This window comes from Vibrio sp. 99K-1 (assembly GCF_013114585.1).
GTDB lineage: Bacteria > Pseudomonadota > Gammaproteobacteria > Enterobacterales > Vibrionaceae > Vibrio > Vibrio chagasii_B.
The window spans coordinates 1-25,013 of the sequence record NZ_VTXF01000043.1; the positions used below are offsets into that span (position 1 = coordinate 1).

23 protein-coding genes and 1 pseudogene are annotated in these 25,013 nt (G+C 43.8%); 9 read left to right on the plus strand and 15 right to left on the minus strand.

Annotation, left to right across the window (positions count from 1 at the left end; genetic code table 11):
* Positions 1-160: 160 nt before the first annotated feature.
* Entirely contained in the window at positions 161-541 is a 381-nt protein-coding gene (locus tag F0228_RS23760) for a hypothetical protein (protein WP_171762900.1), read from the minus strand.
* A 133-nt stretch (positions 542-674) separates the two neighbouring features.
* On the opposite strand from F0228_RS23760, the gene F0228_RS23765 reads away from it, so the two are divergent.
* Entirely contained in the window at positions 675-1,706 is a 1,032-nt protein-coding gene (locus F0228_RS23765; protein WP_171762901.1) for a tyrosine-type recombinase/integrase, read from the plus strand.
* Positions 1,707-1,830: 124 nt separating this feature from the next.
* On the opposite strand, the pseudogene F0228_RS23770 reads toward F0228_RS23765, so the two are convergent.
* From F0228_RS23770 to F0228_RS23785, 4 genes and pseudogenes are all read right to left on the minus strand, one after another.
* Positions 1,831-2,770: pseudogene (locus F0228_RS23770) on the minus strand (GMP reductase).
* Positions 2,771-3,558: 788 nt separating this feature from the next.
* A complete protein-coding gene (locus F0228_RS23775) occupies positions 3,559-3,999 on the minus strand; it encodes a PAS domain-containing protein (protein WP_008216396.1) in 441 nt (146 codons plus the stop codon).
* A gap of 1 nt (position 4,000) precedes the next feature.
* Positions 4,001-5,005 carry a response regulator gene (locus tag F0228_RS23780; RefSeq protein WP_032498090.1) on the minus strand — a complete coding sequence of 335 codons (1,005 nt, stop codon included), beginning with the start codon at positions 5,003-5,005 and terminating at the stop codon, positions 4,001-4,003.
* Positions 5,006-5,298: 293 nt separating this feature from the next.
* Positions 5,299-5,544, minus strand: a complete 246-nt coding sequence (locus F0228_RS23785; RefSeq protein ID WP_102424407.1) for a hypothetical protein — start codon at positions 5,542-5,544, stop codon at positions 5,299-5,301.
* A 212-nt stretch (positions 5,545-5,756) separates the two neighbouring features.
* On the opposite strand from F0228_RS23785, the gene F0228_RS23790 reads away from it, so the two are divergent.
* Positions 5,757-6,194, plus strand: a complete 438-nt coding sequence (locus tag F0228_RS23790; protein WP_171731424.1) for a Spy/CpxP family protein refolding chaperone — start codon at positions 5,757-5,759, stop codon at positions 6,192-6,194.
* Between the two features lie 442 nt (positions 6,195-6,636).
* On the opposite strand, the gene F0228_RS23795 is transcribed toward F0228_RS23790, so the two are convergent.
* Positions 6,637-7,989: an MATE family efflux transporter gene (locus F0228_RS23795; RefSeq protein ID WP_171762902.1), complete on the minus strand. Its 1,353-nt coding sequence runs from the start codon at positions 7,987-7,989 to the stop codon at positions 6,637-6,639.
* Positions 7,990-8,089: 100 nt separating this feature from the next.
* On the opposite strand from F0228_RS23795, the gene F0228_RS23800 reads away from it, so the two are divergent.
* Positions 8,090-9,064, plus strand: a complete 975-nt coding sequence (locus F0228_RS23800) for a LysR family transcriptional regulator (protein WP_171762903.1) — start codon at positions 8,090-8,092, stop codon at positions 9,062-9,064.
* Positions 9,065-9,158: 94 nt separating this feature from the next.
* Here F0228_RS23800 and F0228_RS23805 read toward each other — a convergent pair whose 3' ends face one another.
* Entirely contained in the window at positions 9,159-10,559 is a 1,401-nt protein-coding gene (locus tag F0228_RS23805; protein WP_171731421.1) for an alpha-amylase family protein, read from the minus strand.
* A 307-nt stretch (positions 10,560-10,866) separates the two neighbouring features.
* Here F0228_RS23805 and F0228_RS23810 point away from each other — a divergent pair, with 307 nt between their 5' ends.
* The gene (locus F0228_RS23810; RefSeq protein ID WP_171731420.1) at positions 10,867-11,766 is read left to right on the plus strand and encodes a DMT family transporter; all 900 of its coding nucleotides are present in this window, start codon (positions 10,867-10,869) and stop codon (positions 11,764-11,766) included.
* Positions 11,767-11,861: 95 nt separating this feature from the next.
* Here the strand turns inward: F0228_RS23810 and F0228_RS23815 are convergent, their stop codons facing one another.
* Positions 11,862-12,281, minus strand: coding sequence for a VOC family protein (locus F0228_RS23815; protein WP_061032287.1), 420 nt, complete (start codon positions 12,279-12,281; stop codon positions 11,862-11,864).
* A 395-nt stretch (positions 12,282-12,676) separates the two neighbouring features.
* On the opposite strand from F0228_RS23815, the gene F0228_RS23820 reads away from it, so the two are divergent.
* The 4 genes from F0228_RS23820 (at position 12,677) to F0228_RS23835 (ending at position 16,106) form a co-directional block, all read left to right on the plus strand.
* Positions 12,677-13,297, plus strand: a complete 621-nt coding sequence (locus tag F0228_RS23820) for a heme-binding beta-barrel domain-containing protein (RefSeq protein ID WP_105058358.1) — start codon at positions 12,677-12,679, stop codon at positions 13,295-13,297.
* 537 nt (positions 13,298-13,834) lie between these two features.
* Positions 13,835-15,076, plus strand: coding sequence for an MATE family efflux transporter (locus F0228_RS23825; RefSeq protein ID WP_171731419.1), 1,242 nt, complete (start codon positions 13,835-13,837; stop codon positions 15,074-15,076).
* 142 nt (positions 15,077-15,218) lie between these two features.
* Entirely contained in the window at positions 15,219-15,488 is a 270-nt protein-coding gene (locus F0228_RS23830) for a DUF3081 domain-containing protein (RefSeq protein WP_171731418.1), read from the plus strand.
* A 6-nt stretch (positions 15,489-15,494) separates the two neighbouring features.
* The gene (locus tag F0228_RS23835) at positions 15,495-16,106 is read left to right on the plus strand and encodes a CIA30 family protein (protein ID WP_116871359.1); all 612 of its coding nucleotides are present in this window, start codon (positions 15,495-15,497) and stop codon (positions 16,104-16,106) included.
* Between the two features lie 136 nt (positions 16,107-16,242).
* On the opposite strand, the gene F0228_RS23840 is transcribed toward F0228_RS23835, so the two are convergent.
* Entirely contained in the window at positions 16,243-17,268 is a 1,026-nt protein-coding gene (locus tag F0228_RS23840; protein ID WP_116871358.1) for a zinc-binding alcohol dehydrogenase family protein, read from the minus strand.
* A 200-nt stretch (positions 17,269-17,468) separates the two neighbouring features.
* Between F0228_RS23840 and F0228_RS23845 the strand changes: the two genes are divergently transcribed.
* Positions 17,469-18,401 carry a LysR family transcriptional regulator gene (locus F0228_RS23845; protein ID WP_171731417.1) on the plus strand — a complete coding sequence of 311 codons (933 nt, stop codon included), beginning with the start codon at positions 17,469-17,471 and terminating at the stop codon, positions 18,399-18,401.
* A gap of 120 nt (positions 18,402-18,521) precedes the next feature.
* Here the strand turns inward: F0228_RS23845 and F0228_RS23850 are convergent, their stop codons facing one another.
* The 6 genes from F0228_RS23850 to F0228_RS23875 all read right to left on the minus strand — a co-directional run bounded on the left by F0228_RS23850 (position 18,522) and on the right by F0228_RS23875 (position 24,959).
* The gene (locus tag F0228_RS23850; protein WP_004737837.1) at positions 18,522-18,902 is read right to left on the minus strand and encodes a hypothetical protein; all 381 of its coding nucleotides are present in this window, start codon (positions 18,900-18,902) and stop codon (positions 18,522-18,524) included.
* 129 nt (positions 18,903-19,031) lie between these two features.
* Positions 19,032-19,796: a Fe(3+) dicitrate ABC transporter ATP-binding protein FecE gene (gene fecE / locus F0228_RS23855; RefSeq protein ID WP_061032278.1), complete on the minus strand. Its 765-nt coding sequence runs from the start codon at positions 19,794-19,796 to the stop codon at positions 19,032-19,034.
* Positions 19,797-19,798: 2 nt separating this feature from the next.
* The gene (locus tag F0228_RS23860) at positions 19,799-20,770 is read right to left on the minus strand and encodes an iron chelate uptake ABC transporter family permease subunit (RefSeq protein WP_116871356.1); all 972 of its coding nucleotides are present in this window, start codon (positions 20,768-20,770) and stop codon (positions 19,799-19,801) included.
* Positions 20,770-21,804 (minus strand): iron chelate uptake ABC transporter family permease subunit, encoded by a 1,035-nt coding sequence (locus tag F0228_RS23865; protein WP_116871355.1) that lies wholly within the window; start codon positions 21,802-21,804, stop codon positions 20,770-20,772. The genes F0228_RS23860 and F0228_RS23865 overlap by 1 nt, the downstream gene beginning before the upstream one ends.
* Positions 21,801-22,742 (minus strand): Fe(3+) dicitrate ABC transporter substrate-binding protein, encoded by a 942-nt coding sequence (locus F0228_RS23870; RefSeq protein WP_116871354.1) that lies wholly within the window; start codon positions 22,740-22,742, stop codon positions 21,801-21,803. The genes F0228_RS23865 and F0228_RS23870 overlap by 4 nt, the downstream gene beginning before the upstream one ends.
* A gap of 87 nt (positions 22,743-22,829) precedes the next feature.
* The gene (locus F0228_RS23875) at positions 22,830-24,959 is read right to left on the minus strand and encodes a TonB-dependent siderophore receptor (RefSeq protein WP_171731416.1); all 2,130 of its coding nucleotides are present in this window, start codon (positions 24,957-24,959) and stop codon (positions 22,830-22,832) included.
* Positions 24,960-25,013 lie beyond the last annotated feature (54 nt).

Consider the following 25,013-nt stretch of genomic DNA (forward strand, 5'->3'; position numbering starts at 1 on the left):
ATATGTATGTATCCCACACTTAAAAAATCTATAAGCAATTGATATTTAAGGGTTAAAAGTTACTCATTTATTTAAATTTCTGCAGAAAAAACAATGGATTATGAGTGCTATCTATTGATAATTACAACGAAATCAAGAGCACAAAACCACTGAATTTACATCAAAACAACCCAAACACATTGTTTTTGCCATCTTGCTCAAGGCCTTTAATCTGATGGTGCTTTGGTTGCCCACCAAACAATAAAATGTACAGCTTCCGGTCTTGATACGTCCCCACGACATAGTGGCCTTTTTGTATTACGTACTCAACTGTCTCTGCTTCAGCGTCGGTACACAGGTATTTTATATCGACCAGTTTTACCCACTTCAAACCCACAACGTTCTCTGCTTCTATAAATCCACCAAATGGCGCCGTAAAGCGATTACCTAGTTTCAAAAGCGCATCAATAACCCCTTGGTTCTTTTTACTTACCCCAATTGGACCATCACTGTTGATTTTGAAATGACTGTAGCCAGCAGTTACATGAATTGATTGATACATAGCAAAAACCTATTAACTTTCTTATCACTTTGAGAAAGGTGTCTAACCTGTGCCTTTTGTCCGATATAAAACATTGTTCTACGTTTTAGCTCGAATTATACTGTTTTTATATACAGTTATTTTAGGCTTTATTATGTCTATCCGCAATTTAAAAGATGGCTCAACCAAACCTTGGATCTGCGAATGTTACCCAAACGGGCGTTCGGGGAAGCGTGTTCGTAAGAAATTTGCGACTAAAGGCGAAGCCAAGGCCTTTGAGCTTCACACGATGAAAGAGATTGACGATAAGCCCTGGATGGGAGACAAGCCGGATCACCGAAGGCTGTCTCAACTTATTGAGCTTTGGTATTCACACTATGGTGCAACCCTTACCAAAGGCAATGTCATTCATAGTAAGTTTCTAAGAATGGCTAACGCGATGGGTAACCCTATAGCGACAGTTTTCAATGCAAAAACATACTCTGAATTCAGAAGTAACCGAATGAGTGGACAAATTAGCTTTGTTGATGCGCGCTGGCAAAAAGGGGCGCCTAGTATCGCAACGCTAAATTCAGAACTCGCTCGATTTAAAGCAATGTTCAGCAAGTTAAAAGAACTTGGGGAGTGGAAAGGACCGAACCCTTTAGAAGAAGTGAAGCCATTTAAAGATCACGAACGTACCATGTCTTTTCTTCATAAAGAGCACATTACTTTGTTACTTGAGCATGTGTCTAAACACAGCCGGACAGATATGCAGAAAATAGTAAAGCTATGCCTAGCCACTGGAGCTCGCTGGAATGAAGCAGCTCAGCTGAAAGGCTCTCAATTAAGTCGATATAAAGTTACATTCACCAACACCAAGACTAAGAAAAATCGCTCTGTACCCATCTCAGAGGAGCTTTACAACGAGATATATAAACCAACCTCAGGAAAGCTATTTGAAGAGTGCTATACGCCTTTCTGCTACATATTAAAGAATAAACTGGGCATCATCCTGCCCTCAGGGCAAGCTTCTCATGTTTTGCGTCATTCGTTCGCAAGTCACTTTATGATGAATGGCGGCAATATTTTAGTGCTAAGGGACATTCTAGGCCACGCCGATATCAGCATGACAATGCGCTATGCCCACTTCGCACCTGATCACCTATCTGAAGCAATCATCCATAACCCTCTTTCTAACCTGTAACCTGTCGCCACAAAATTTTTTGCTCGGCTGTCGCCACTTTGTCGCCACTTGCCAAATTTCAGGTAAAAAAAGAGCCACTTTAAAGTGGCTCAATTCTTAAATTTTTAAACAAGTGTTTTAAACGTTACTCGCGACCGAATACGTTGTTCTCTTGCTCTTGTACACGGATGAAAGTCGTACGCTTAGTTAGCTCTTTAAGCTTTGCTGCGCCTACGTATGTACAAGTTGAACGTACACCACCAAGGATGTCAGAAATTGTGTTGTGAACTGAACCACGGAAGCTTGCCGTCTTGCTCAACAACTTCACCGCCTGACTCTTCGTGACCTGCTAGCATACCGCCTAGCATTACGAAGTCAGCACCGCCGCCGAACGCTTTAGATACGTCACCCGCACATGAACAGCCACCGTCACCGATGATCATGCCACCAAGGCCGTGAGCAGCATCACCACACTCGATGATTGCAGAAAGTTGAGGGTAACCTACACCAGTTTTAACACGTGTAGTACAAACTGAACCTGGGCCGATACCAACTTTAACGATGTCAGCACCTGCTAGGATTAGCTCTTCAACCATGTCACCCGTTACAACGTTACCAGCAGAGATGACTTTGTTCGGGAATTCTGCACGTACTTTTTGCACGTACTCAACTAGGTGCTCTGAGTAGCCGTTAGCGATATCAATACAGATAAATACGAATTCGTCGCTAAGCGCCATGATTTGCTTAGTTTTCTCAAACTCAGCTTCAGATGTACCTGTTGAAACAAATACGTTGTTCAGCGTTTTCTTGTCTGCTGTTTTTGCGAACTCAGCCCACTGCTCTACTGTGTAGTGCTTGTGTACTGCAGTCATTACACCGTGCTCTGCTAGAGCCGCTGCCATTTCGAAACTTGCTACCGAATCCATGTTCGCTGCGATTACTGGTACACCAGACCATTGACGACCGCTATGCTTGAATGTAAACTCGCGGGTTAATTCAACTTGAGAACGACTTTTAAGAGTAGAACGCTTTGGGCGGAATAATACATCTTTGAAGCCTAACTTAAGTTCTTGTTCGATACGCATGATAATTTGTCCTGTAATCATATTACGTGTCGTGCGTTTTCGGTAAGCGTTGGCAGACGCTTTACTGAGTTTCGGACACAAAAAAACCGGAGCGTTGGCAGACGCTCCGGTTTTCAGCATTATAGGCTGTGATTTACTAACAGCAAGTCTGATATTTCATTTTTTTTTGTGCTATCCTCTCAAAGATTCCATATCTGGTAAAAGCTCCCGCCCCTAGTTTTCAACTAAATTCTTAGTAATTAAGAACTTAACAACACATTCGCGCAAACGCTGTCGGTTTATTGCGCAAACGTTTTCCTTTCAAATTCGTCTAAAAAACCTTCGATAAGGCAAATTTGTGAAAAAAGTGCCCTTTAATCACATAAAAATCACACTTTTCTTTAATCAAAAAATGCATTTTTTCTTAAATAATTTCATTTTTTTCTGACTTTTTTCACTTCGTGAGCCAATCTCAGCCCTCTTTCATTACCTCTAAAATTTATAAAGTATAAAGGCAAGCTCGATTAGTACGTCCGAAACTTGGATGAGCGGAATGAAATCGACAAAATATGGCAGGTTTGATGTGCTTACTTATGAGATTCCAATGGGCACAAACCGCTGTTGATAGAGCTAAGTAGCAAGTCGACTAAAGTTAACGAACACAAAACGCCTTCTGTAGTTTGAAATCATTGCTACATCATCAGATACAAAAATGGCCAAGGGGATTAACCTTGACCATTTTTATTGGTGTTTAGACTACTCTTCTAAGCTTGAGGCTCTGAAACGATTCAGCTTTACCAAAAGGTACATCAAGCCTTTTTCTGAGACATTAGAGCTTCTGCAGTCGCATCCTGAATAGACAAGAACAATGATGTCACTTGTCCAGTTGGAGAACGCATCGGGTTAAGCGTGACGTTCTGATACATAAAGTCGGCTTGCTGAGTTACTGGCCTCACGTTGCGGCACTTAAACAGATAAGGCCTTTGTTGCCACGTTATGAAGCTACGGCAGCCTAGGTCATAAACCGGTTTTGTTTTAAGCCTAAACCACTCTTCTGGGATTTCAGGGAACAGTTCAAAGATCGATTTACCAATCGCATCGTGCGATTGCTTACCGCTATGGTGCGTCATGAAACCATTCCACACTTGCACCTCAAAATCACGATTGATGACCACCAGCCCCATATCGACGTTTTGAACCATGTCCACCATCCAGTGGAACTGTTCAAATTCAGCAGGAAGATTCAGCATATTAAAACTCCTCCATTAGGTAGGCCAATTTGTTGTCTAGAAGAGGCAGAGACTCGTCAACAAACATAAACAGAAGGTCACAGCGGATAGAAGTACCATCAATGTTATAGCTGACTTCGAAGGTCATGGTCTTCTTGAACGAACCACTCGTGTTTTCGATAACAGAATCAATCGAGATGTGTTGCCCTAGTAGAACCGGCGAACTCTGGAAGAAACGAACCTCGGATTGCTCCCCTAGCCCGTTAAGGAAAGAGCCAACGAGAATATTTGACACATCCATCAGTAGTTCTAACTCTTCCAGCTCTTCACTTTCAGTCGGAACCTTCATGAGCTTTTTAAGATCGCTCACACTGGAGTCACTGAGCAATACTAACGCTTCACCTGCAATGCCTTCCCCACTGAAGCCTTGGCAAACACCCGACACTTGGTCATTGTCAGCCAAGTCACGAAGTGCCATGTGCAATTCACTCACTTCGAAGATGTTCACGTTCGGCAATGGTAAGTGAACGAATACATTGAAATGACGCGCCAATGCATCTGCTGCTCGACCTATCGCAACGTTCGCAACTTCCATATAAATGTCACGTCGGCGCAGAATCGGTAACTCTAGCGGTGCTGGCGTAATAAGTTGAGGCTGTTTTGGTGGCTCAACATGCTCACGTAAAATCGCTTTTAACGCTTCTTTATCAATCGGCTTTTTCAAAAACGCTTTAGCACCAAGGTCCATGACCTTCTGCTGCGCTTTTGGTTGGATATCGCCAGAAACAACCACAACGGGTGTGGTGTCACCTAAACGTTGCATCTCTTCCAATGTGCCATAGCCATCTAATTCCGGCATGGTGAGATCAAGGAACATCAGTTTGAACTGGTTTTGAGCTAACTCTTCAAGTGCATTAAGCCCATGAACAGCAAAAGTTATATCTGCATTTAGAGAACTAGGCAGTGATCGAGCCATCTGCTTCCGTGCTAACGCAGAATCATCACATATAAGAACTGGGAACGACATAAATGCACCACTGATAAATCAAAGCTAATTCGGACGAGTGTAACAGATCATTATGGTATCAGGTACGGGGTGAATAGATTTATATGTCGATTATTAATAAGAATGATAAGACGGACAGGTGAGCGATTATTTTGAGTGATTTTTCCTAAAAAACAATATGCTACAAGGGCTATAACAACTATCTTTAGTGAACATAACCGCATTATTTTATGAAGTGAGAGCCTTAACAACGAAGGTTATTAAAGCTCAATACTGATGGTTAAGTTTCGATGACCTTACGCAATGACGACGGTTTACAGCTGATAGCTCGGCCATAGGATAAGCAGCGCGAAGCGAATGATCACCGCAAACACCAATAATGCAATGCCCAAGCGATACCACTTATACTCTGCAACGCTCATTGGAATACGTTTATAAAACATAGTGATCACGCCTTTCCAATCACTACTGCGTTTTCCATACTGCATCACACTCGTTAAGACAAACAGTGCACCAAGTACTAACATTCCCTTCTCAGCCCAGAACAATCCAACTTCCATTTGTATATTCCTTGATATAACGGTGAGCGACTCAAATCATTCTAGTCACCTTTTAGCTCGGTTTCTGTAAGATCAAGGTCTAAGTCGCTCTGTGCTTAGACGAGCGCAAGTAAGTGAACGCAATGAACTCGGCAAATTAAACTGAACAACATGTTCATATCGAGTTCAGCTTACTCACCTATACTCATGTTTCCACTAACAGGAGAAACTCAATGAAATCACTGAAAAAGTCGCTTTGTGTATTAACTGCTTCAGCTTTACTCGTTACCGCTCCGTTTGTGAGTGCTTCATCACCACAACAACCGCCACAACCAGCAGTGAGCCCATTGCAAATGGTTATTGCTTCTTTAAACCTAAGTGAAGAGCAACATGCGGAAGTCATCTCTCTTATTGAAGACTATCAATCTGATCGAACAAAGATTGATATGAATAGCGCGATAGAACTTAAGAAAAAGCAGGTCGCCCTAGTGACTCAGCCTGACTTCAATGAAGCTGAGATGGAAAAGGTCATTGATACGGTTCAAGCGACCGAGAAGTCGATGGTGATGCAAGAGATGCGTCTTAAGAACAACATCTACAACGTGTTAACTGAAGAGCAAAAAGAGCAGTTCAAAACCATGATGAAGTCTGCGCTCTCTGGTGGACAGTGAGCACACAACGGTTGAGCATGACTATTCATAGCCGCTCCCTGATTCCTGATTCCTGATATTGATTCACTCCCCCATGAATCAGTGAGGTCGTGTTGATCTTTCGATCTGATTTTTGCAGCGAGTTACTGGGTATTTATACAAGGCAGAGGCTTTGATGTGTAGCTAGCCTACATGAGAAGCTGATAACGCAGTAGAAATGACCAGTAAACGCTGCCCAGAGGGTTCGAGCTGGGCGCCCCCGCAAAAAGCGTTTTACTCTTTGTTGAGGGAGATTTGCTTAGAATGACTAGGCGACTTCTCCCTCGCCGCGATTAAAACGCTTTTGACTAGGCGTCCCCATCCGAACAAAATTTAACCACGAAAAATCAACACGCCCCAGACAAACAAAAGCCACAGTTTTAATCTGTGGCTTTCTATTATGAGTAACATATTACTAAAAAGCTTAAGAATAAGCAGAACAACCTACATCAGGAGCCTTGCTGTTCTTATTAAGCACGACCATCAAATGAATGAGCAATAGAATACCTGTCACACCTAAGCCAACGCCGATCCCAGCCCAGATCCCTGCTAGCTCGAATTTTGGCATCAAGTACCAAGCAGCAGACAGGCCAAACATCCAGTAACCAATGGCAGTCATCACCGTTGGCATAGAGACAATCTTCATCCCTCTTAGCAGGTTAATCGCCAACAGTTGCCAAGCATCAACAATAAAGCACAGAGCGACGACCCAGATCACTGAAGCCAATAGCGATGTCATTGCGCCAGTGCCGTCGTCTAGCTTGAAGATAGAAGCGATCATCTCAGGCCATATGATGAACACGGCAGACAAAGCGACACTCAACACTGACACTAATATAAAGCTTTGAATCGAGGTTCTTTTAATGCCTTCATAGTTGCCTGCGCCATAATCACGGCCAACCAAAATTGCCGCAGCTTGCGAGAAACCGAAGTTGAAGTTCCACGTAAAGCTCAAGCATTGCAGCAGGATTTGATGAAGCGCCAGAGAGGCTATGCTGATCGTCCCTGCCATTAAGGTGCCGCCGTAAATCAAGCCATGTTCAAGTAACGCCGCCAAGGCGATAGGTAAACCCATTAACAACAACGGGCTCATCAGCTTGATGGAGTACTCTTCGGTATGGAGCCAAGGGGCGAACGGTTTGAATTCGTCACGTTTAAACACCCAAACCGTGTAGCCAATCATTACGATAAATGCCGCAATAGCCGTACCTAAGCCCAAGCCTGTTAAGCCCATATCTAACTGGAACGTGAGGAAGTAACTCACTGGCACATTTAAGATCACAGTGATAATCGACATCACTAGAATAGAGCGCACATTACCAAACGCACTGGTTAAGCCGCGCAGCACCAATAAAATAAGCGAAGGCAACATCACCCATTTTAGAGCGTGCACATACTCCATCGCTAAGGTAATCACTTCCTGTGGTTGCTTGGCAGCTTCTAACACCAAAGGTGCTAACCAAAAGCTTGTCATTAAGAGTGCACTAAGTACAAACGCCAGCATGGTTGCGCCTTTCACAGCCAACCTAATTTGGCTATTACCAAATTCAGGGCGAGCGACTCGTTGACCATAAGCAATAGCGATCAGGTTTGCCACACAACCAACTGTACTGCTCGCAATAATGAAGATAAAAAAGTAGATAGACGCGCCTAAGCCACCAGCAGCAAGGGCTGACACGCTGATTCGCGACATCATCCAAACATCAGTAAGGACTAAAGCCATGGATATCAGCTGTGAAATGATCAAAGGGAATGCAAGAGTCAGTATTTTTTTCATGAGCGCCTCAGTTAATTTCGCCCAAAATACGATCGATGGGACTAGCGTTCAATTGATAAATTTGCGACTCTAACATTCCAAAAACTCATGCGAATGAATTATGACCCCATATCCTAGTCTGCCTTCCTCACATAATGGCTTAAAAGCCTTTGAAGCGGCAGCGAGACTGATGAGCTTTACACTTGCCGCCGATGAGCTCAACGTGACACAGAGTGCAATCAGCCGTCAGATCAAACAGCTTGAAGATGAGCTGAACGCATCGCTGATCATTCGTAAGCATCGAGCCATTGAATTAACGGTGCAAGGTCATGATTTGTATGTCGCTTTGCGAGAAAGCTACGGCAATATCGAATCGGTTATCGCTTCCTGGAGTGAACCGAAGCAGAAGCGCATAGTGATAAAGGCAACCTTGAGCTTCGCTACGCGCGTGTTGATCTCCAAAGTTCGTGAATTAAACGAGCGTTACCCAGATTACGAGATCGTGATCGTCCCTGTGATTGAAGAAGATGAAGCAATCAACAGCAGCGAATACGACCTGTTGATCTTCCACACTCGATTCAAAAAACGCTATGACAACGCGCCTGACATCACTTTCTTGCGTGAAGAGTTCATGGCTCCAGTATGCTCTACGAGCTTAACGAATGCTGTTGGTTTGACTAAGAAAGATACCAACCTCGATTCGATCTTAACCATGCCGAGGCTGCACCCAACCTTAGATCATCATGATTGGAAAGTATGGCTAGCCGATGTTGAATCGCCACCGAAAAAGCCCGTCAGAAATACCAGTTTCTTGTCTTTGGATATGGCACTCAGTGCGTGCTTATCTGGTGAAGGCGTCACGGTGACGGATTTGCTTTTGGTTTTACAGGATCTGCAGCGCGGTTTCTTATATTGCCCAGAGCATGCCAAGATCCAGAACAGTGCGTGGACCTATTTCATCCACCAGCGCACTCACTCTGCGGTAATCAACGATCTGATTGAATGGCTTAAAATAGAGACAGCGAAAGAGATCGAATTGTTGAAAGCACTCTCCCAGCAAAATCATTGGTCAGGAGTGATTGAAGACCAGCACTGAACACGAGCTTACGCCAAATGAATAAGCCACAGCATTCGCTGAGGCTTATACTTCGTTCTTGCTTAATGAGCTAAGTGGTTTAGCTAGATAACATTTACAGCTTAAACATACGCGCACTGCGTGGTGGCAGGTTAAACGTATGATAGCGAGAAGAAATAGTTTCTGTCGCGCTGCTTAATACGTCTTTGTATTGAACATGCCAATTGAACTCGTGTTGGTAAGTATCAACGGTCACACCACGCGTTTCTCCACACTTGTTTATCCCAACGACCCCTTCTTTGCCACGCTTGAACAACAAGGTGCACTGGTCACTTGAAATCATGGTCATTGTTTTACCTTGCATCGCATTATGAAAGCTCAACATGTTTTTCATTATCGAACTGTTCCACACATTACCCCAACGACCACTATCCTTGTCTTCAGAATCAGGAAGATCATCACTGTAGATCAGCGGCGTGCCTCCATCTTTACCAAGGATATACGCATAAGCAAGCTGCTCATCTTGCGGGTCCATAATTTGGTAACGGAAGCCGTCGTTGGTTGGAATGTCATGTGTGATAGTAAAGGTAATGGCACGGCTATCATCCAATGCTTGACCGTAAGCTTGTGGATCGTGCAATTGGTTTAATCCGCCGCCCATAGAAAAAGCTGCTCGAATCGAAGCAAACAACGGGAAATCGTACGCTGAGTGGTTGGTGTTGTTTAAGTAAGGGGCTAAGAAAGACTCATAACCACTGTTCCCTGCCCCACCACTGGTAATCACCTCACCAAACACATGCATGTTCGATGTGATTTCAGGCGTAAATACTTGGTCGATTTGGTACTGGCTCATGTGTTTCACCGCATCAATGCGGAAGCCCTTGATGCCCATCTCTTTTAGCGCCTTCAAATACAAACGTTGCTGTGACACTACCCAGTTGTTTGGGTCGAGATCGGGTAGCCCAGTATCGCCATCAGCACCACACAAACGCCAGTATTGAACATGTCCCGGATCGTTCCAGTTTGTAATACAGCCTGCAGCATGGAAATCGTTAGCCGAAACAAAACCTTGCGCTAAGTTGCCAAAAAGAGTCTGGTCAGCATAGTAGCTTGAGCGGCTGGCATACTCGTTTAGAACTTCTGTACCAGGGTAGTTTAAGTCACTTCGCTTCCAGCTTTCATTCGCCATATGGTTAAGTACGACGTCTGCGTAAACATCAACACCGACGCTTTTCAGCGCAGCAATCATTGCCGCTAAATCTTGTTTATTCCCCAATGGAGAATCAATCGTGCGTAGATCTTGTGGTTGATAACGCGCCCACCATTGGGTCCCACTAGATTTCATTGCCGGAGCAACCAGTACTTTCTTGTAACCAGCTTCGGCGATTTGATTAGCATTGGCTGTCACATCTGAATATTTCCAGTTAAATGCATGCAAAATGGTATCGGCATAAGTCGCTGAACTAAAAGAGCAAAGCGCAAGTGTGGATATGAGTAAGGTATTTATTGGTTTCATAGAACATATCTCTCATTACAAATTCACAGGAATGATATGAGTGATAAGGACAATTAAAATGCCCGATAAATCAGAGTTGGATTAGCGTCACTTTCTGTTGATGTTGATTTTATAAAATTGAGCTATAACCGATGTTATGCGAGGCAAAATGTGATGTAAGTTTGGCGGTAGATTGATGTATCCGTAATACGTAAAAGAGCAGAAATGAGAATTAATTGAATCAAGTTGACGAGAAAAAGACAAAGACTTTGGTTGCCTCTCCTAAACTAAGCTATGATTCCTTCTCCCTCAACCGATTGATATTTTTATGCCTTCTTTCTCTTTTTCAATGATCCCTGTTGGGGTTCGATTCATGCTCCTCTCCGCTTTTGGGTTCGCACTCATGTCAGCTTGTGTGAAATACATTAGCAACTACGGCATACCTGTATTTGAGATCGTTGCAGCAAGGGCATTGGTATCATTGATCATCAGCTACATCGACGTAAAACGAAAAGGCATTTCTGTCTGGGGTAACAACAAACCCCTATTGTTTGTTCGAGGTGCAGTCGGCACTGCGGCGCTGATGTGTGTGTACTACGCAGTTACTACGTTACCGCTAGCAGAAGCAACCATTCTACAATACGTACACCCCGTATTTACTGCCTTGCTTGGCGTGTTATTCCTCAAAGAACGTGTCCAAAAATCGACTATGATTTGCATTGCGTTCTGTCTAGCGGGCTTATTGGTGATGGTACAACCAAGTATGAACAGTAACGTAAGCAGCGATTTGCCGTTATTCAGTATTCTGGTGGCATTACTTGGAGCGTTTGGTAGCTCAATTGCTTATGTGATTGTCCGAAAGCTGAGCCAAACAGAAGACAGCTCTGTCATCATCTTCTACTTCCCATTAGTAGCTTTACCGATATCGACAGCGCTTATTTGGAACGACTTTGTAATGCCAAGCCTATTCTTAACCGTGATGTTGGTTTTGGTTGGGGTATTCACTCAAATTGGTCAATACGGTTTAACCAAGGCAATGCAAACTCAAGCAGCAGGAAAAGCTTCGGCTTACTCTTACGTTCAAATCGTCTTCTCTGCATTGTTAGGCGTATGGATCTTCAATGAGATCCCATCAATATGGACATATCTTGGTGGTGGTCTGATTGTCACTGGCGCGCTTATTAATGTGTTTGGGAAACAGCTATTGGTGCCGTTCAAAGCTAAGTAAAACACCGAGCGAAAGAATAGTTAGCTAATCAATCTAAAAAGGCATTGCGGAGTGTTCCACAATGCCTTTTTCAGTTTTCCTACCTAACGATTCTGCTAACTTGTAGCATTTCTCAGCTTAGGATCATCACTCAGATATTCAACGAACTCGATTTCAAAGCCAGCCGGATCTACAAAGTAGACATTTTTTCGATAAGGTTCTTCAGCGCCGGGTTTAGCAATCGGGAAGCCCGCATCGATAAGACGTTGAGTTACGCTTTCGATATTATTGGTAACATAGGCGAAGTGTGCTAGACCAACAGAGTGACCATCTAAATCTCGATTCTCACCCTCACCATGATCACTCATTGCGATATACTGATACTCATCTCCGAAGTGTAACCAGTTACGTGGCTTACCTGACCATTCGCCCTTACCTTCGTCACGAACATACCAATGAGGGAACGCCGCTTTGTAGAAAGTCAGCATTTCTGGGATGTCTTTAACGACTAAATTTACATGTTCAAGTTGGATCATTCTTCTCTCCTTAAAGTATTCTCGTAAGCAACGTTGCATATCCTAATACCTCAAGTTAAGTTGAGGTAAAGCACTAATTTGCATTTATTTCGAGAACGTTTTTAGAGCCCAAACTGTCATATTTTCTGAAATACAAACTTTAAGTTTAGACGACCTCAAACCAGATAACTGGCCTCTACTTCAAGAGAAAAATAAACCTACTAGATTCCCTCAAATTTGGATAAGAAACCAAGTTTCCTGTTCAATATTTAAACGTATTAACATCCCCTTATTGACTGATACATCAGCTTACACTTCGCTTTCATATTAGCCAGCAACACTGATCTGGGTTAATAAACTGGTTTCACAGCACCTTTATTGTTAATTAAGTCAAATAACTATATAAGGAAGTTACAGTGAAAAAAGTATTAGCATTGGGTATTGCAGCAGTAATCTCGGTTCCAGCATTTGCAGATCACAACACAATCGATGGTATGGATTTCGGACCACTAGCAAAGTTAGTTGGTACCTGGAAATCCGTAGAAACTGGTGGTATTGATGTATCACCGGGCCAAGAAGGTACTGAAGTGGGTGCGGGGGGCCCTGCAGTCACGCCATTTTATGAAGTGATGACATTTGAAGTGGCCGCTGATGCAACCAACGCCAGCGACCAATATCTCGTTGCGCTTTACTATAAACAGGAAGTATTCCGAAAGGCTGACGATTCTAAATTCCACGATCAACGTGGTTACTTCATCTATGACCAAGAAAATCAGATCGTCTACAACTCTTACTGTGTGCCACGCACCACATGTGTCACCGCGGAAGGCCCTGCTGGCGACACAATGACGTTAGTCGCGTCTAAGCGCGGTATCGCTGAGTCTGAATACATGACAGACAACGCAACTACCACAGACTTCACAATGAACATCAGCATCTCAGACGACACGCTGACTTACTCTCAAACCACTGGCTTAGAGATCTACGACAAAACCTTCGCACACACCGATTCAAGTACACTAATTAAAGTGAAGTAGACTCAAATACAAACGCCTTTCACAACGAAGTGAAAGGCGTTAATTGCGACTATGGTTATCACTATCGAAACAGCTATCTCCCTTTTTACCTCAATAGATTATCACCCTCTTTCTTATCCCTTTACCACTAGATGCAATAATTGATATTCCACGAGAAAGCTAGTAATGGCTGATTGAAATAAGTGGAATTTAAAACAAATATTATGTCATTTAATGCGAACCATTATTCTAAATTAGCTAAAGCTACATTAGATAAGATATTTAACAAAATAGTTAATTAACTATAGTGAATATCAACATTAATATTGATATTTAGATTAGTTTAACAATCTAGGATTAAGATATAGATCAAAGCTTCAATGTTTATATAAAATATTTATTTCAATATTATTGAACCTATTTTTCGTTCCGTTTACATTCGTTTCCGCATAACAGAAATCAATAACTACTCACCAAAAACGCTCAACCTCAACACACTTTCATGTATTGGATACTTGAAAACGATAACAGCTTCCCTACATCATCAGGAACTTTAATATGATCGCAACTTTCCTTAAGCGAGCCCTAATAATCTCAGCAACAAGGTTTGTTGCACTGTCTCTCGCGATGGTCGATATGATCATGTTAGGACACACAAATATGGTGGCAGTGCAAGATTACACCTTGGCTTCACAAGTCGCTCAGGTTTTCGTTATCTTGGCTGTCGTGCTCAGTATTGGTATCAATATTGTCATTGGACAGAACAAAGAGGCACCTCGTCAAACTGCTCAAGAAATACTTGGATATTCAATATGTCTTGGCGTGGTTTTACTTGTTATAAGCCTTCTTGTGGGCCAATTTTTTGATGCTTCAAACCACGCAAATCAAAGTTATTTTATACTTTCCATTAGTATTTTTCCGTTGGCTATTTATGTTGGATTATGCAATATTTTAGAAGCACGAGGCTTAGAGAAAAAAGTGCTAGCGGTAACAATAGTCAGTGCTATAGCGAATATCGCTTTTAACTATATCGCAATAGCTAACATAGATAACGCTTCTGTAGCGGTATCAATATCGACACTAGCAATACGCGTTTTAACCTTATTACCTGTCATATATCTAGGTTTCAAAAATCAGCTCATCTCTACGCCACGATTCAACAAAGAAAAGGTCGGAATACTTGTTAATTTTGGTCGCACAGAAGCATTAACCAGTATCTGCTTCACTGGCGGTATTTCAATTTTGGTTCTTACATTTGCCAGTCTTTATAACCAAGAGCATACTGCGTATCTTGGGTTTGCCCTCAACTTTATGAATAGCTTTTCCGTGCTCTATGTAGGGTTGGTGATATCTCTGTCCATTTCACTCTCTCAAATGGACAAATCCTCTAATGAACCTTACTCAATGCTCACGATTATGTTCGGTTATATCCTCGTGAGTGCATTTGGGTTAATTTTACTTGCTGAGGCTATTTCTCAGATCTATACACCTACTGCAACAAATGAATTGGTAAAAGCATTAAAACTCTCAGTCGCAGTGATCGCAATTGATGGTATTGCTCTTGTGTTTATATCTTGGTTAAGAGTTAGAGGCTTTTCTCAACTCCCGCCGCTATTTCGACTTGCAATGATCTTTGTTGGGCTGCCAGGAGCTTTCTTTATCACCGCTTTCGATAACCCTGTTCTCAATGTCATCTTTTTCATGGCCCTCGGCAACCTAATCGCTGCGTTAGCGTCAATGGTCTATTTTGTGTTTCGTATCAAGCATAAATCTGAAGCTCTTTTAGGAGCTCATCAGTAGATAGATTTCTCCACTTCCATACCGCGAGCACAATCTAAAAGTGCTCGCATCTCTCTTAGTGATCGGAACCTAAAAGCAAACCGTAACGATTTAAATACAAGTGCTTAGCTATTTATCGTCGTTCACACCGAGGGAGTCACACATGGACAACAGGACCACCATCATTGAGTTTCTTAGAGTATTCGAGTTTATTCGCTCTTCCGGGGAACAACTGAACAACAAATATCAAGTTGGTGAGATGATAGCTTGGCATGATTACGATGGTTACACCTGTTGGCTAAGCTACAAAGGCGTCACCGTGACACTGATGTTTCATGGTTCGCTGAAAATTGAGTACGAAAACGCGTCAAACTACTCTGAGTTCATCGACCATTGTCTAGGAATTCTCGCCACGGAATCTTGCGCGGACTAATGAGTAATGGAGAAAATCATGAACGAGTCGGACTTCACAGCGTCTTCACTGCGTAAGCGAATAACGCCTTTGTGGTTAACCCTCAGCCTTTCTTTGTTATGGTCTGAAACGTCAACAGCAGGAATAGAGATGATTGATTTCACGCAAGCAAGCGAACACCAGAAATGGTCTGCAATCAACGATAATGTAATGGGTGGCATTTCAACAGGTGGGCTCATTTACGATGGCAAGCAGAGCCTATTTAAGGGAGACCTATCATTAGAAAATAATGGTGGATTCAGCTCAATAAACCGCTCTCTTGAATCGTTAAATCCCGCGGTTAACAACGTAGAGTTATCCTTTGTTGGTGATGGACGCACCTACCAGTTAAGGTTCACCACATGGAAAGACGGCTATAGAACCAACTACAAGCACAGCTTTGAGACCATCCAAGGCGAGCAACTCAAGAAAGTGTTCAAACTAGAGGACTTTCAAGCCGTGTTTAGAGGCCGATTACTCAACAATGCACCAGAACTCAAAGCTCAAGACATCAAACAGTTCGGCTTTTTGATTGCAGACAAACAGCCTTTGCCCTTTGAGTTAAAACTGCTTCAGATTCAATTCAAAGCATCCGAATAAATTGGAAAGATCACAGATGAACAAAGCCCCAGACACCAATTTCTTTGCGAAAAATGTCTGGGGCTCTTCTTGTCAAGCGTCAAGACTCAACCAATGCTCAAGGGTTCAAAACGCCTATATTCTAGGTCATTAACACTTAGTATTTGATGGCAGTTTTACCAATCGATGCGCTGCTTTCAATACGTTGATGCGCCTCTTTCAGCGTATCTGAACTCAAACCATTAAGTGTTGTGGTTAGCGTAGATTTAATACGACCTGCATCAATCAAGTTCGCCGTTTGGAACAAGATATCTTGCTGCTTCTGAATATCGTCGGTGTTGAACAGCGAACGCGTAAACATGAGCTCCCAAATGAAGCCTACTGACTTACCTTGTAGTGCCGACAGGTCAATCTCACTATCAAACTCAACAATCGAACTGATCATGCCTTGCGGCGCAATCAACTCTACCATCGCGTCCCAGTGGCCTTTTGTGTCTGCAACATTAAAGATGTAATCCACATACTGGATGCCTTGCTCTCGCACTGATTCAACCAGGTTACGGTGGTTCACTACGTGGTCTGCCCCCATGTCTTTTACCCACTGCTCGGTTTCAGGTCTTGACGCTGTCGCAATAACGTTAAGGTTGGTTAATTGCTTCGCAAGCTGAATTGTAATTGAACCAACACCACCAGCACCGCCAATGATCAGGATAGATTTTTTCTCTTCAGGGCGAACACGTAGACGATCAAATAACGCTTCCCATGCAGTAAGCGTTGCAAGCGGCATAACAACCGCAGCTTCATCCGTTAAGCTTTGTGGCGCTTTAGCGGTGATGCGATAATCGACGGCTTGGTATTCTGCGTTAGCGCCCATGCGTGTTACGTCACCCGCATAGTAAACACGATCGCCTAACTCGAAGCCTTTAACGTTTGTGCCTTTGCCAACCACTTCCCCAACAGCGTCGTAGCCCAACACTTTTGGTTGCTCAAGTGTCTTATCTTTTGCGTTGCGAATACGGATTTTCGCGTCTGCAGGGTTGATAGAAGTCGCACTCACTTTGACCAGTAAGTCATTCTCTTTTAATTCCGGCAGGCTCGTTTCAAATTCAAACAGGCTTTCTGGTTCTGTAATCGCTAGCGACTGAGTAAATCCGATGGCTTTCATTGTAGATGGTAGTGACATGATGATTCTCCTTAAATTCGATAATTGAATCTTAGAGATTTCTCACTTTAGATAAACAGCCTAATGTTTGAATTATTATCAAATTATTTTTGATAATAACGTGTGCGTATGCAAGAAAAATACTAAGATTAACCACAGCAAAATGCCCAATCTTATGGCAAACAGAGCAACCGATTCTCGGCTCAGAACAGGGAAATGAAATGCTTCTTGAAGACTTACAAGTAATTTTAAAGGTTGCGGAGTTTCGCAGTATCACAGCAGCCGCCACTAACCTAGACATGCGCACAGCAACGGCAAGTGCGGCAGTGAAACGCGTTGAATCGGCACTCGGTGCAGAGCTTTTTGTAAGAACTACTCGTCATCTTCGTCTCTCTCCCGCTGGAGAACGATATTTACCAGAGTGCGAACAAGCGTTGAAAATGTTGGACCAAGCGAAACTCAATATACGCGAGGAGCTTGGTGTCATTGATGGCGAAATTCGAATCGCGCTTTCATCAGATTTAGGGCGAAACCTCGTCATACCTTGGCTAGATGAGTTTCTATTTGATTACCCTCAAGCGACACTTCGAACGAGCATCAGCGACAGTAACATCGACTTTTATCGTGATTCTGTGGATATGGCGCTGCGTTATGGTTCGCCAACTGATGCCAACATGTATGGCTTCAAAATTTGTGATGTGCCAAGAATATTATGTGCTTCGCCTGAGTATCTCGCAGAAAAAGGCAGCCCAGACCATCCAAGTGATTTGGCTGAGCACAACGGACTGCTGTATCAACTCCATGACATGTTACAGGATGAGTGGGTCTTTAACGACGGCACCCAAGACCACAAAGTAAAGCTCAAAGGGAACCGTGCATCCAATGACGCTGACCTAGTTAGGCGATGGTGTGTTGCAGGAAAAGGCATCGCGATAAAGTCTTGTTTGGATATGTCGAGTCATTTGCTGTCTGGCGATGTAGTCAAGATCATGCCCAACTATGAGCCGACACCAACAGAGCTGTGGTTGGTATGCCCAAGCCGTCAATCCATCACGCCAACCGTTCGTCTACTAAGAGATTTATTCCGTGAGAAAACGACAGAGATCCTTTCCCAGCTAAATAAACAAGGTGTCATCAGCAGCACAACGTCTTAGTGCTGAATTTCAAACTGGATACAAAAAAGGCGCTAGCGAACCATTGTTCACGAGCGCCTTTTGCGAATGGCCTATCACCAAACATGGCAAACCGATTCGCGTACTTTAGAAGATACTTAGTTACTCTTCGATGATATCGCAATCAGCACAACACTGAAGCGCTACTTCATGTTCGAACTCAATCGTGTCTTTACCGTCTTCAAGCAGCTCTGCGATCTCGTCAGCGACTTCTTGCTCATCATCCGCCTCGATTTCACCTTCAAGCTCTTCTTCTGAATAACCAAAGAAGTTCAACAGCAGGTACTCGCGAGCTTCTTCTTTAGTGCACACAACGTTCGCAGTAAGGTCAGGGGTAATCTCACCTTGTGCAAGTGTTTCAGTCAGTTGCGCTAAAACCACCTCTTTCATCGCTGGCGTTAACCAACCAAGATCTGTGCTTACTGTCGTTTTTTTGCAGTCAAAACAAGGCAGTTGGTGAAAGTAGTATTGAAACGTAGTCATAGGTAATATCTTCTTTAAATGTTGTATAGCGAGATTATGCGCGTTTTTTAGCAAAATACTATCTCAATCACAACTCCGAATGACTGAATAGCTAGCTGTCGGTCAATAATTGCTTCAAACAATCACTACCTAAATCGCTACACACATCGGCGTATTCGAAATCGGATCGCGGAATACTTTCGCATTTAGGTCAAACACATCATCAAGTAACGCCTCTGTCATCACCTCGTCGGGCGAGCCTTCTGCCACAACACTACCCTGCTCTAACACCACCAAATGATCGCAGTAACGACACGCTTGATTTAGATCGTGTAGTACCACTACCACCGTTTTACCTTTGGCGTTCATTTGTTGCATCAAATTCATTAACTCCACCTGATGCGACATATCTAAATACGTGGTTGGCTCATCAAGCATAACGATGTCCGTATCTTGTGCTATCACCATAGCGATCCACGCTCTCTGCCTTTGTCCCCCTGATAAGGATTCTACTGGCTTATCAGCATATTCAAGTACGCCTGTATCACGCATCGCTTGCTCAACAATGGTTTGATCGTCTTTTCCTAACTTTCCCCAGTGAGATACATAAGGAGAACGTCCATACTCAACCAATTTTCTAACAGTAATACCTTCAGGACTAACAAGGATTTGTGGCAGAAGCGACAAAGAACGTGCAAGCGACTTATCGCCATAACTCGATAATGGTTTACCTTCAAACAACACCTCCCCCGACATTGGTTTATTGATTCTTACCAAGGTTTTTAACAAAGTGGATTTACCGCATCCATTAGGACCAATTAGTGCGGTAATTTTCCCTTTAGGGATTGAAACCGTGAGGTTTGGGATGATCGTCTGTTTGCCGTACGCGACGGAAAGGTTCTGCGTTTTTAGCATGGTTACCAACCTCGATAACGATAAAGAAGAAAAATGAAATAAGGTGCGCCAATCACTGACGTCAGCACTCCAGCAGGCAGTTCTATTGGAGGACTCAAACCTCGTGCGAGTGCATCTGCGCAGGTGACTAAAATGGCCCCTAATAAAGCAGACGCAGGGATTAGCAACTTATGATTATGCCCAAACAATAAACGCGCTAAGTGAGGCGCCAATAGCCCGACGAAACTGATTGTCCCGGCTACTGACACGCTGACACTTGCAAGTAATACAGCGGCCAACAACGCGAGAATCTGAATCTGTTTTGGTTTGATACCCAAGGTAGTGGCACTTTCCTGACCCAGTCCCAATACATCTAATCGCCAAGCAAGCCATAATGCCATTGGTAATAGTAAAACCAACGCCCCCCAGATAAATGGGACTTGCTGCCAGTTCCTACCCCAAAGGCTACCAGTGAGCCATACCATAGCGGTATTGATCTCGATAGGGTTAGTGACGAGTAAGAAATCGATACAACTGGCCAGAAACGCACTCACTGCAATACCAATCAATGCCAGTTTGGCCGGTGTTGGCTGGGACCACCATGCCAATAAGGCAATCAATCCAGCTGCAAAAACACCACCAAACATCGCAAATATAGGAAGCAAACTCACCGGCGCATTCGGAAACCAAACCAAACTCGCTGTTGCAGCAAGGCCTGCTCCGGCGCTAATTCCCATCAAGTCAGGAGACGCCAGAGGGTTACGTATTACACCTTGTACTAAAACGCCTGAAAGCCCTAACCCTGCACCGACACTGATTGCGAGTAACATACGTGGCAACCGATACTGTTGGATAACAAAATCGTCACTAGAGAAAGCAATCAGATGTTCCATCACTTGAGAAATAGAAAGTGATGCTGCCCCAACAAACAAGCCAGAGAACGCCATCAACATAAGCAGCCCAAGTAACAACAATAGCTTCGCATTATGATGCATTAAGACTTCCTCGTAGCTATGAGAACAAAACAAGGTGTCCCTAATAAAGCAGTAATAACACCCACTGGGGTTTCTGTCGGGAAAGCAATAGCTCGCGACAACGCGTCTGACCAAGATACCAATGCAGCACCAGCCATCGCGGAAACGGGAATTAACACATGGTAATTATGCCCAACCATAGGACGAACTAAGTGGGGAATTAACAATCCGACAAAGCCAATAGGCCCGGCAATAGCGACACTCGCGCCCGCCAGCAAAACAATGGCCAAACTACAAATGAATCGCGTAAGGCGGATGTTACTGCCTAGCCCAACCGCAACCTCCTCACCAAGCGCCAGTAAATTAAGGTTGCGCGCCAAGCTAATAGCCAACCCTAGCCCAATCAATATGGGCGGCCACAGAATTCGCCATTGCTCATCATCCACGGTAGACAAGGAACCGGTGAGCCAATGCAGCACGCTATAAGCCATATCGTCGGCAAGAATCAATGCTGCTCGAGTCAACCCAATCAGTAGTGCCGTAATGGCTATGCCCGCTAAAACCAAGCGCAACGGGTGAGAACGTGCGGAAAAAAAACCACCGAGGATCATCACAGCACCGCCACTTAACGAGGCACCGATAACAGCATTAAGAATTGGATTGAGTTCACTGACAACAGGCACGCCTATGGCAGCTAAAGCCATAAAACAGGCAGCACCAGAATTAATACCAAGAATAGAAGGAGATGCGAGTGGGTTTCTTGTTAAGCCCTGCATCAATAAGCCCGCAACCGCTAAACTCGCTCCAATCAATAACCCAGCATAGGCTCTTGGCACTCTCAGAGTCGCCAAAATTTGATGAGTCATATTGCTCGCATCAAACGCAAACCAATAGTCAACTAAGTCACTTAGGGTCAGAGAAAAGTTAGACCATCCCAGCATAGAAGCCGCATAGCCAGATAGCATCAAGCACAACACTGACAACGTAAATACAGTGACTCGCCACGGTAATATTGGCAGGTTTCGCATTCCACTAGATATCGATATCGTTCTCATGATCGTTCCAAGATCTGCTCTAGATTTTTCGCCATCTGTTCAGCCGCTAGCATGCCTCGGTTTAATGACCAAAGTGCTGGCGACACTTCAACAACTTGCCTATTTTTTGCTGAAGTCATTAGGTTGAATAACGGATTTTTCTCCCAATCGTTGACCACATTAGGATGCGAGTAAGCGCCCAATAGCAGCCAGTCCGGATTGGTTTTTAGCAGCAACTCAAAGCTTGTTGGCAAATACGCTTTTTCAGTGAGCTCTTCAATCGGGCTCGCAATTCCTAATGTGGTCAGTACTCCTCCGGCATAAGATGCTGGACCATGAAGCCACATGCCTTTATCCGAAACGACAGCAAACTGAACGGTTTGCTTTAGAGAGAAGTGGCTCTTGAACTCGAGCATAGCTTGATGATGATGTTGAATTCGTTGTTCCATATCTGATTGCTTATCAAGAGCAACACCAATTTTTAGCGCTGATTCCAAGTTTTCTTGATAAGTTTCGCCTCGGCTTTTTAATAGCAAAGTAGGTGCAATTCGTTGTAGATCTTGATATACAGCTCGATGACGTTCCGCATCTGCGATGATCAAATCGGGCTTGAGAACGGCAATCGCTTCTAGGCTAGGTTGAGAGCGCATACCAACAGACTGCCAAGGGTCAACCAACGCTCTTACCGCTGGAATCACTCGTGTTGAGTCATTGTCGTCAGCCACACCCACAGGAGAAACGCCTACCGCGGCTAATGCATCAACAAATGAGAATTCCAGTACAACGATACGTTGCGGCGTGGTGTTAATCTCAAACTGACCTTGCTCATCTTGGACCACCCTTGTTTTGGCTAAACTCGAAAATGAGATTAAGCACATCACCAAAGCAGCAATACTTAGCCATAATCTATTCATTGGGCGTAATGTATTCGTCGAAACTGATTGAGAGTCGTTTCCCATATTAAATTATCCTCTAACGCTAGAACCGTGAAAGTCGCCAAGGGTATTGGCGACTTTTATTCGTTATGATTTTCAATAAATTACTGATTAGAAATGGTAATTCAGATCCAAAGTATAAGATCGCCCTGGCGCCGGATAGCGACCAACAGGGCTGGTATCAATGCCTCGGAAGTAATAGTCCTCATCAAACAAGTTGTTGACCGCAAAGTTCATGCGCAGTTTGCTACTCTCATCCTTGTATAGATCAGAGCCCAAATTGAAGTTCCAAACCATATAGGCTGGAACTTTGCCCGTCGCCCCGCTAGCATCCTCGTTACTCGTGTTCGCATTGTCAGAGTATGACTCGCTGAAGTAGTAGCCAGACAAGGTGGTATCTAGCTTGCTAAATGAGTAAGTCGCATCCCAGCTAAATTGATGTGTTGATGTGTAAGGCAGTTGATTGCCCTTGTTTGCACCGTCTTCTTCAATCGTTGCGTCTAGGTAGTTATAGCCCGCCCCTAAGCTCAGAGCCTGAAGAGATTCCAGCGTGTAACGGCCAGAAAGCTCAATACCTTGGTGAAGTGTTTTACCAATGTTGTCAAAAGTTTGGGTCGCACTTTGCCATTGAAGCTGGTCTTTAAAATCGATTCGGTATAGCGCCACATTGAAACTGGTTGACTCTTGGTTGTAGCGAGCACCCAACTCATAGTTCCATGCGAGTTCACTGCCCTCTTCACCATGAAGTTTAATGTTGGATATTTGAGGGGCACGCAACGATTTCTGTGCATTGGTGTAACCTATCCATTGCCCAGTAAGATGGTATGCAATCGTTAAACCAGGCAACCACTCAGTCACCTTATTATTTTTTTTCTTTCCTTCACCTAAATCACTATATGCCATATCAATTGATTCATAGCGAATGCCTGGTGTTACCTTTAACACATCATTAAACAAACCAATTTCATTACTGATATAGCCAGCAAAAGCGTCGGTATCTAAGTGCCAATCACGTGGCGTTGTTGTTACACCACCAGCGATCGGCGTTTGAGTAAGCTTGTAATCGATATCTTCGTTGACGTAGCGTGCCCCAACAATTACGTTTTGGGTCACTGTATTGCCGTCAACATAGATCGCGAGTTTCGGCTCTATCCCATACACCTTAAATTCACGTGGTGACGTACGAATATCGGTCGACGGAAGTGCTGGATCAGCCCAATGACCATCGGCACTATTAAATCCCCATTGGAATAGACGCTCAGAACGATGGCCAAAGGTCAGTATTTCTAGCTCTGCACTATCCGCAATATTCAAATCATGTAAATACTTTAAACTCCAACGCGTCGATTTGCCTTGGTACTCATCATAAGGGCGCTTGGATTGGGTACGATCATTTTCGTAATCTTCTGGCGATAAAGCGCCCGGCATTTGCGTATCGGCATCATATCGCTGCACAAAAGCTTGCAGTTCTTGAGTATCACTCAGTAACCACTGCAACTTCGCTTGGAAGTTTTTGACGTCTGTGTCTGAATGCTCACGGAAGCTTTCTCCTTTTAAGAAGTTACCTTCCACTTGAAGTGCCAGCGTATCATTCAGCCAACCACCAGTTCGCAGATAAATATCGTTCAACGGGGTATCGCCATCTTCAAAAACAGTCAAGCGATTACTGATTTCCGTTTGCCATTGGTGAGGAATAGGCTTGGTCACCAAGTTGATCACACCACCCACGTTGTTTGGTCCGTATTGAACCGCCGCACCACCACGCACAATATCAATACGATCAAGCATAGAAAGCGTCGCTGGGAAAATAGATTGTCCAGTATGACCATAAGGCGCTAGAGTGAGCGGCACACCATCCATTAGAAACTGAGCATGACCACTTCGACTTGCCTTTAAACCACGAACTGAGATGTTAGGCAGAACACCTGTGCCCGTTTCATCTTGAACTTTAATACCCGGTACACTTTGAAACGCTGAATCAATCGAAAGCGCACCCGTTTTTTTAATCTGTTCATTGGTCAAAACGGTACGAGCGCCAGGATACTCTTTTACATCCTCGAGCTCTGAGTTGCCGATCAAACTACCGGTAACAACAACCGTCTCCATGGTCGTTGTTTGAGGCTCAGATGCGGCAAATGCGCCCATGGACGTCACGGAAGCGATGGCCATTGATAGAGCACTTAGACGCAACTTTTTGTGCGATTGAGTACAGGGGTTACCATCCAAGTTCTGGTAAGGCATGAAAATCTCCTAAAAAGGCAGGTTAAGGTCAAAGGCACCGTTATCGATTCGATG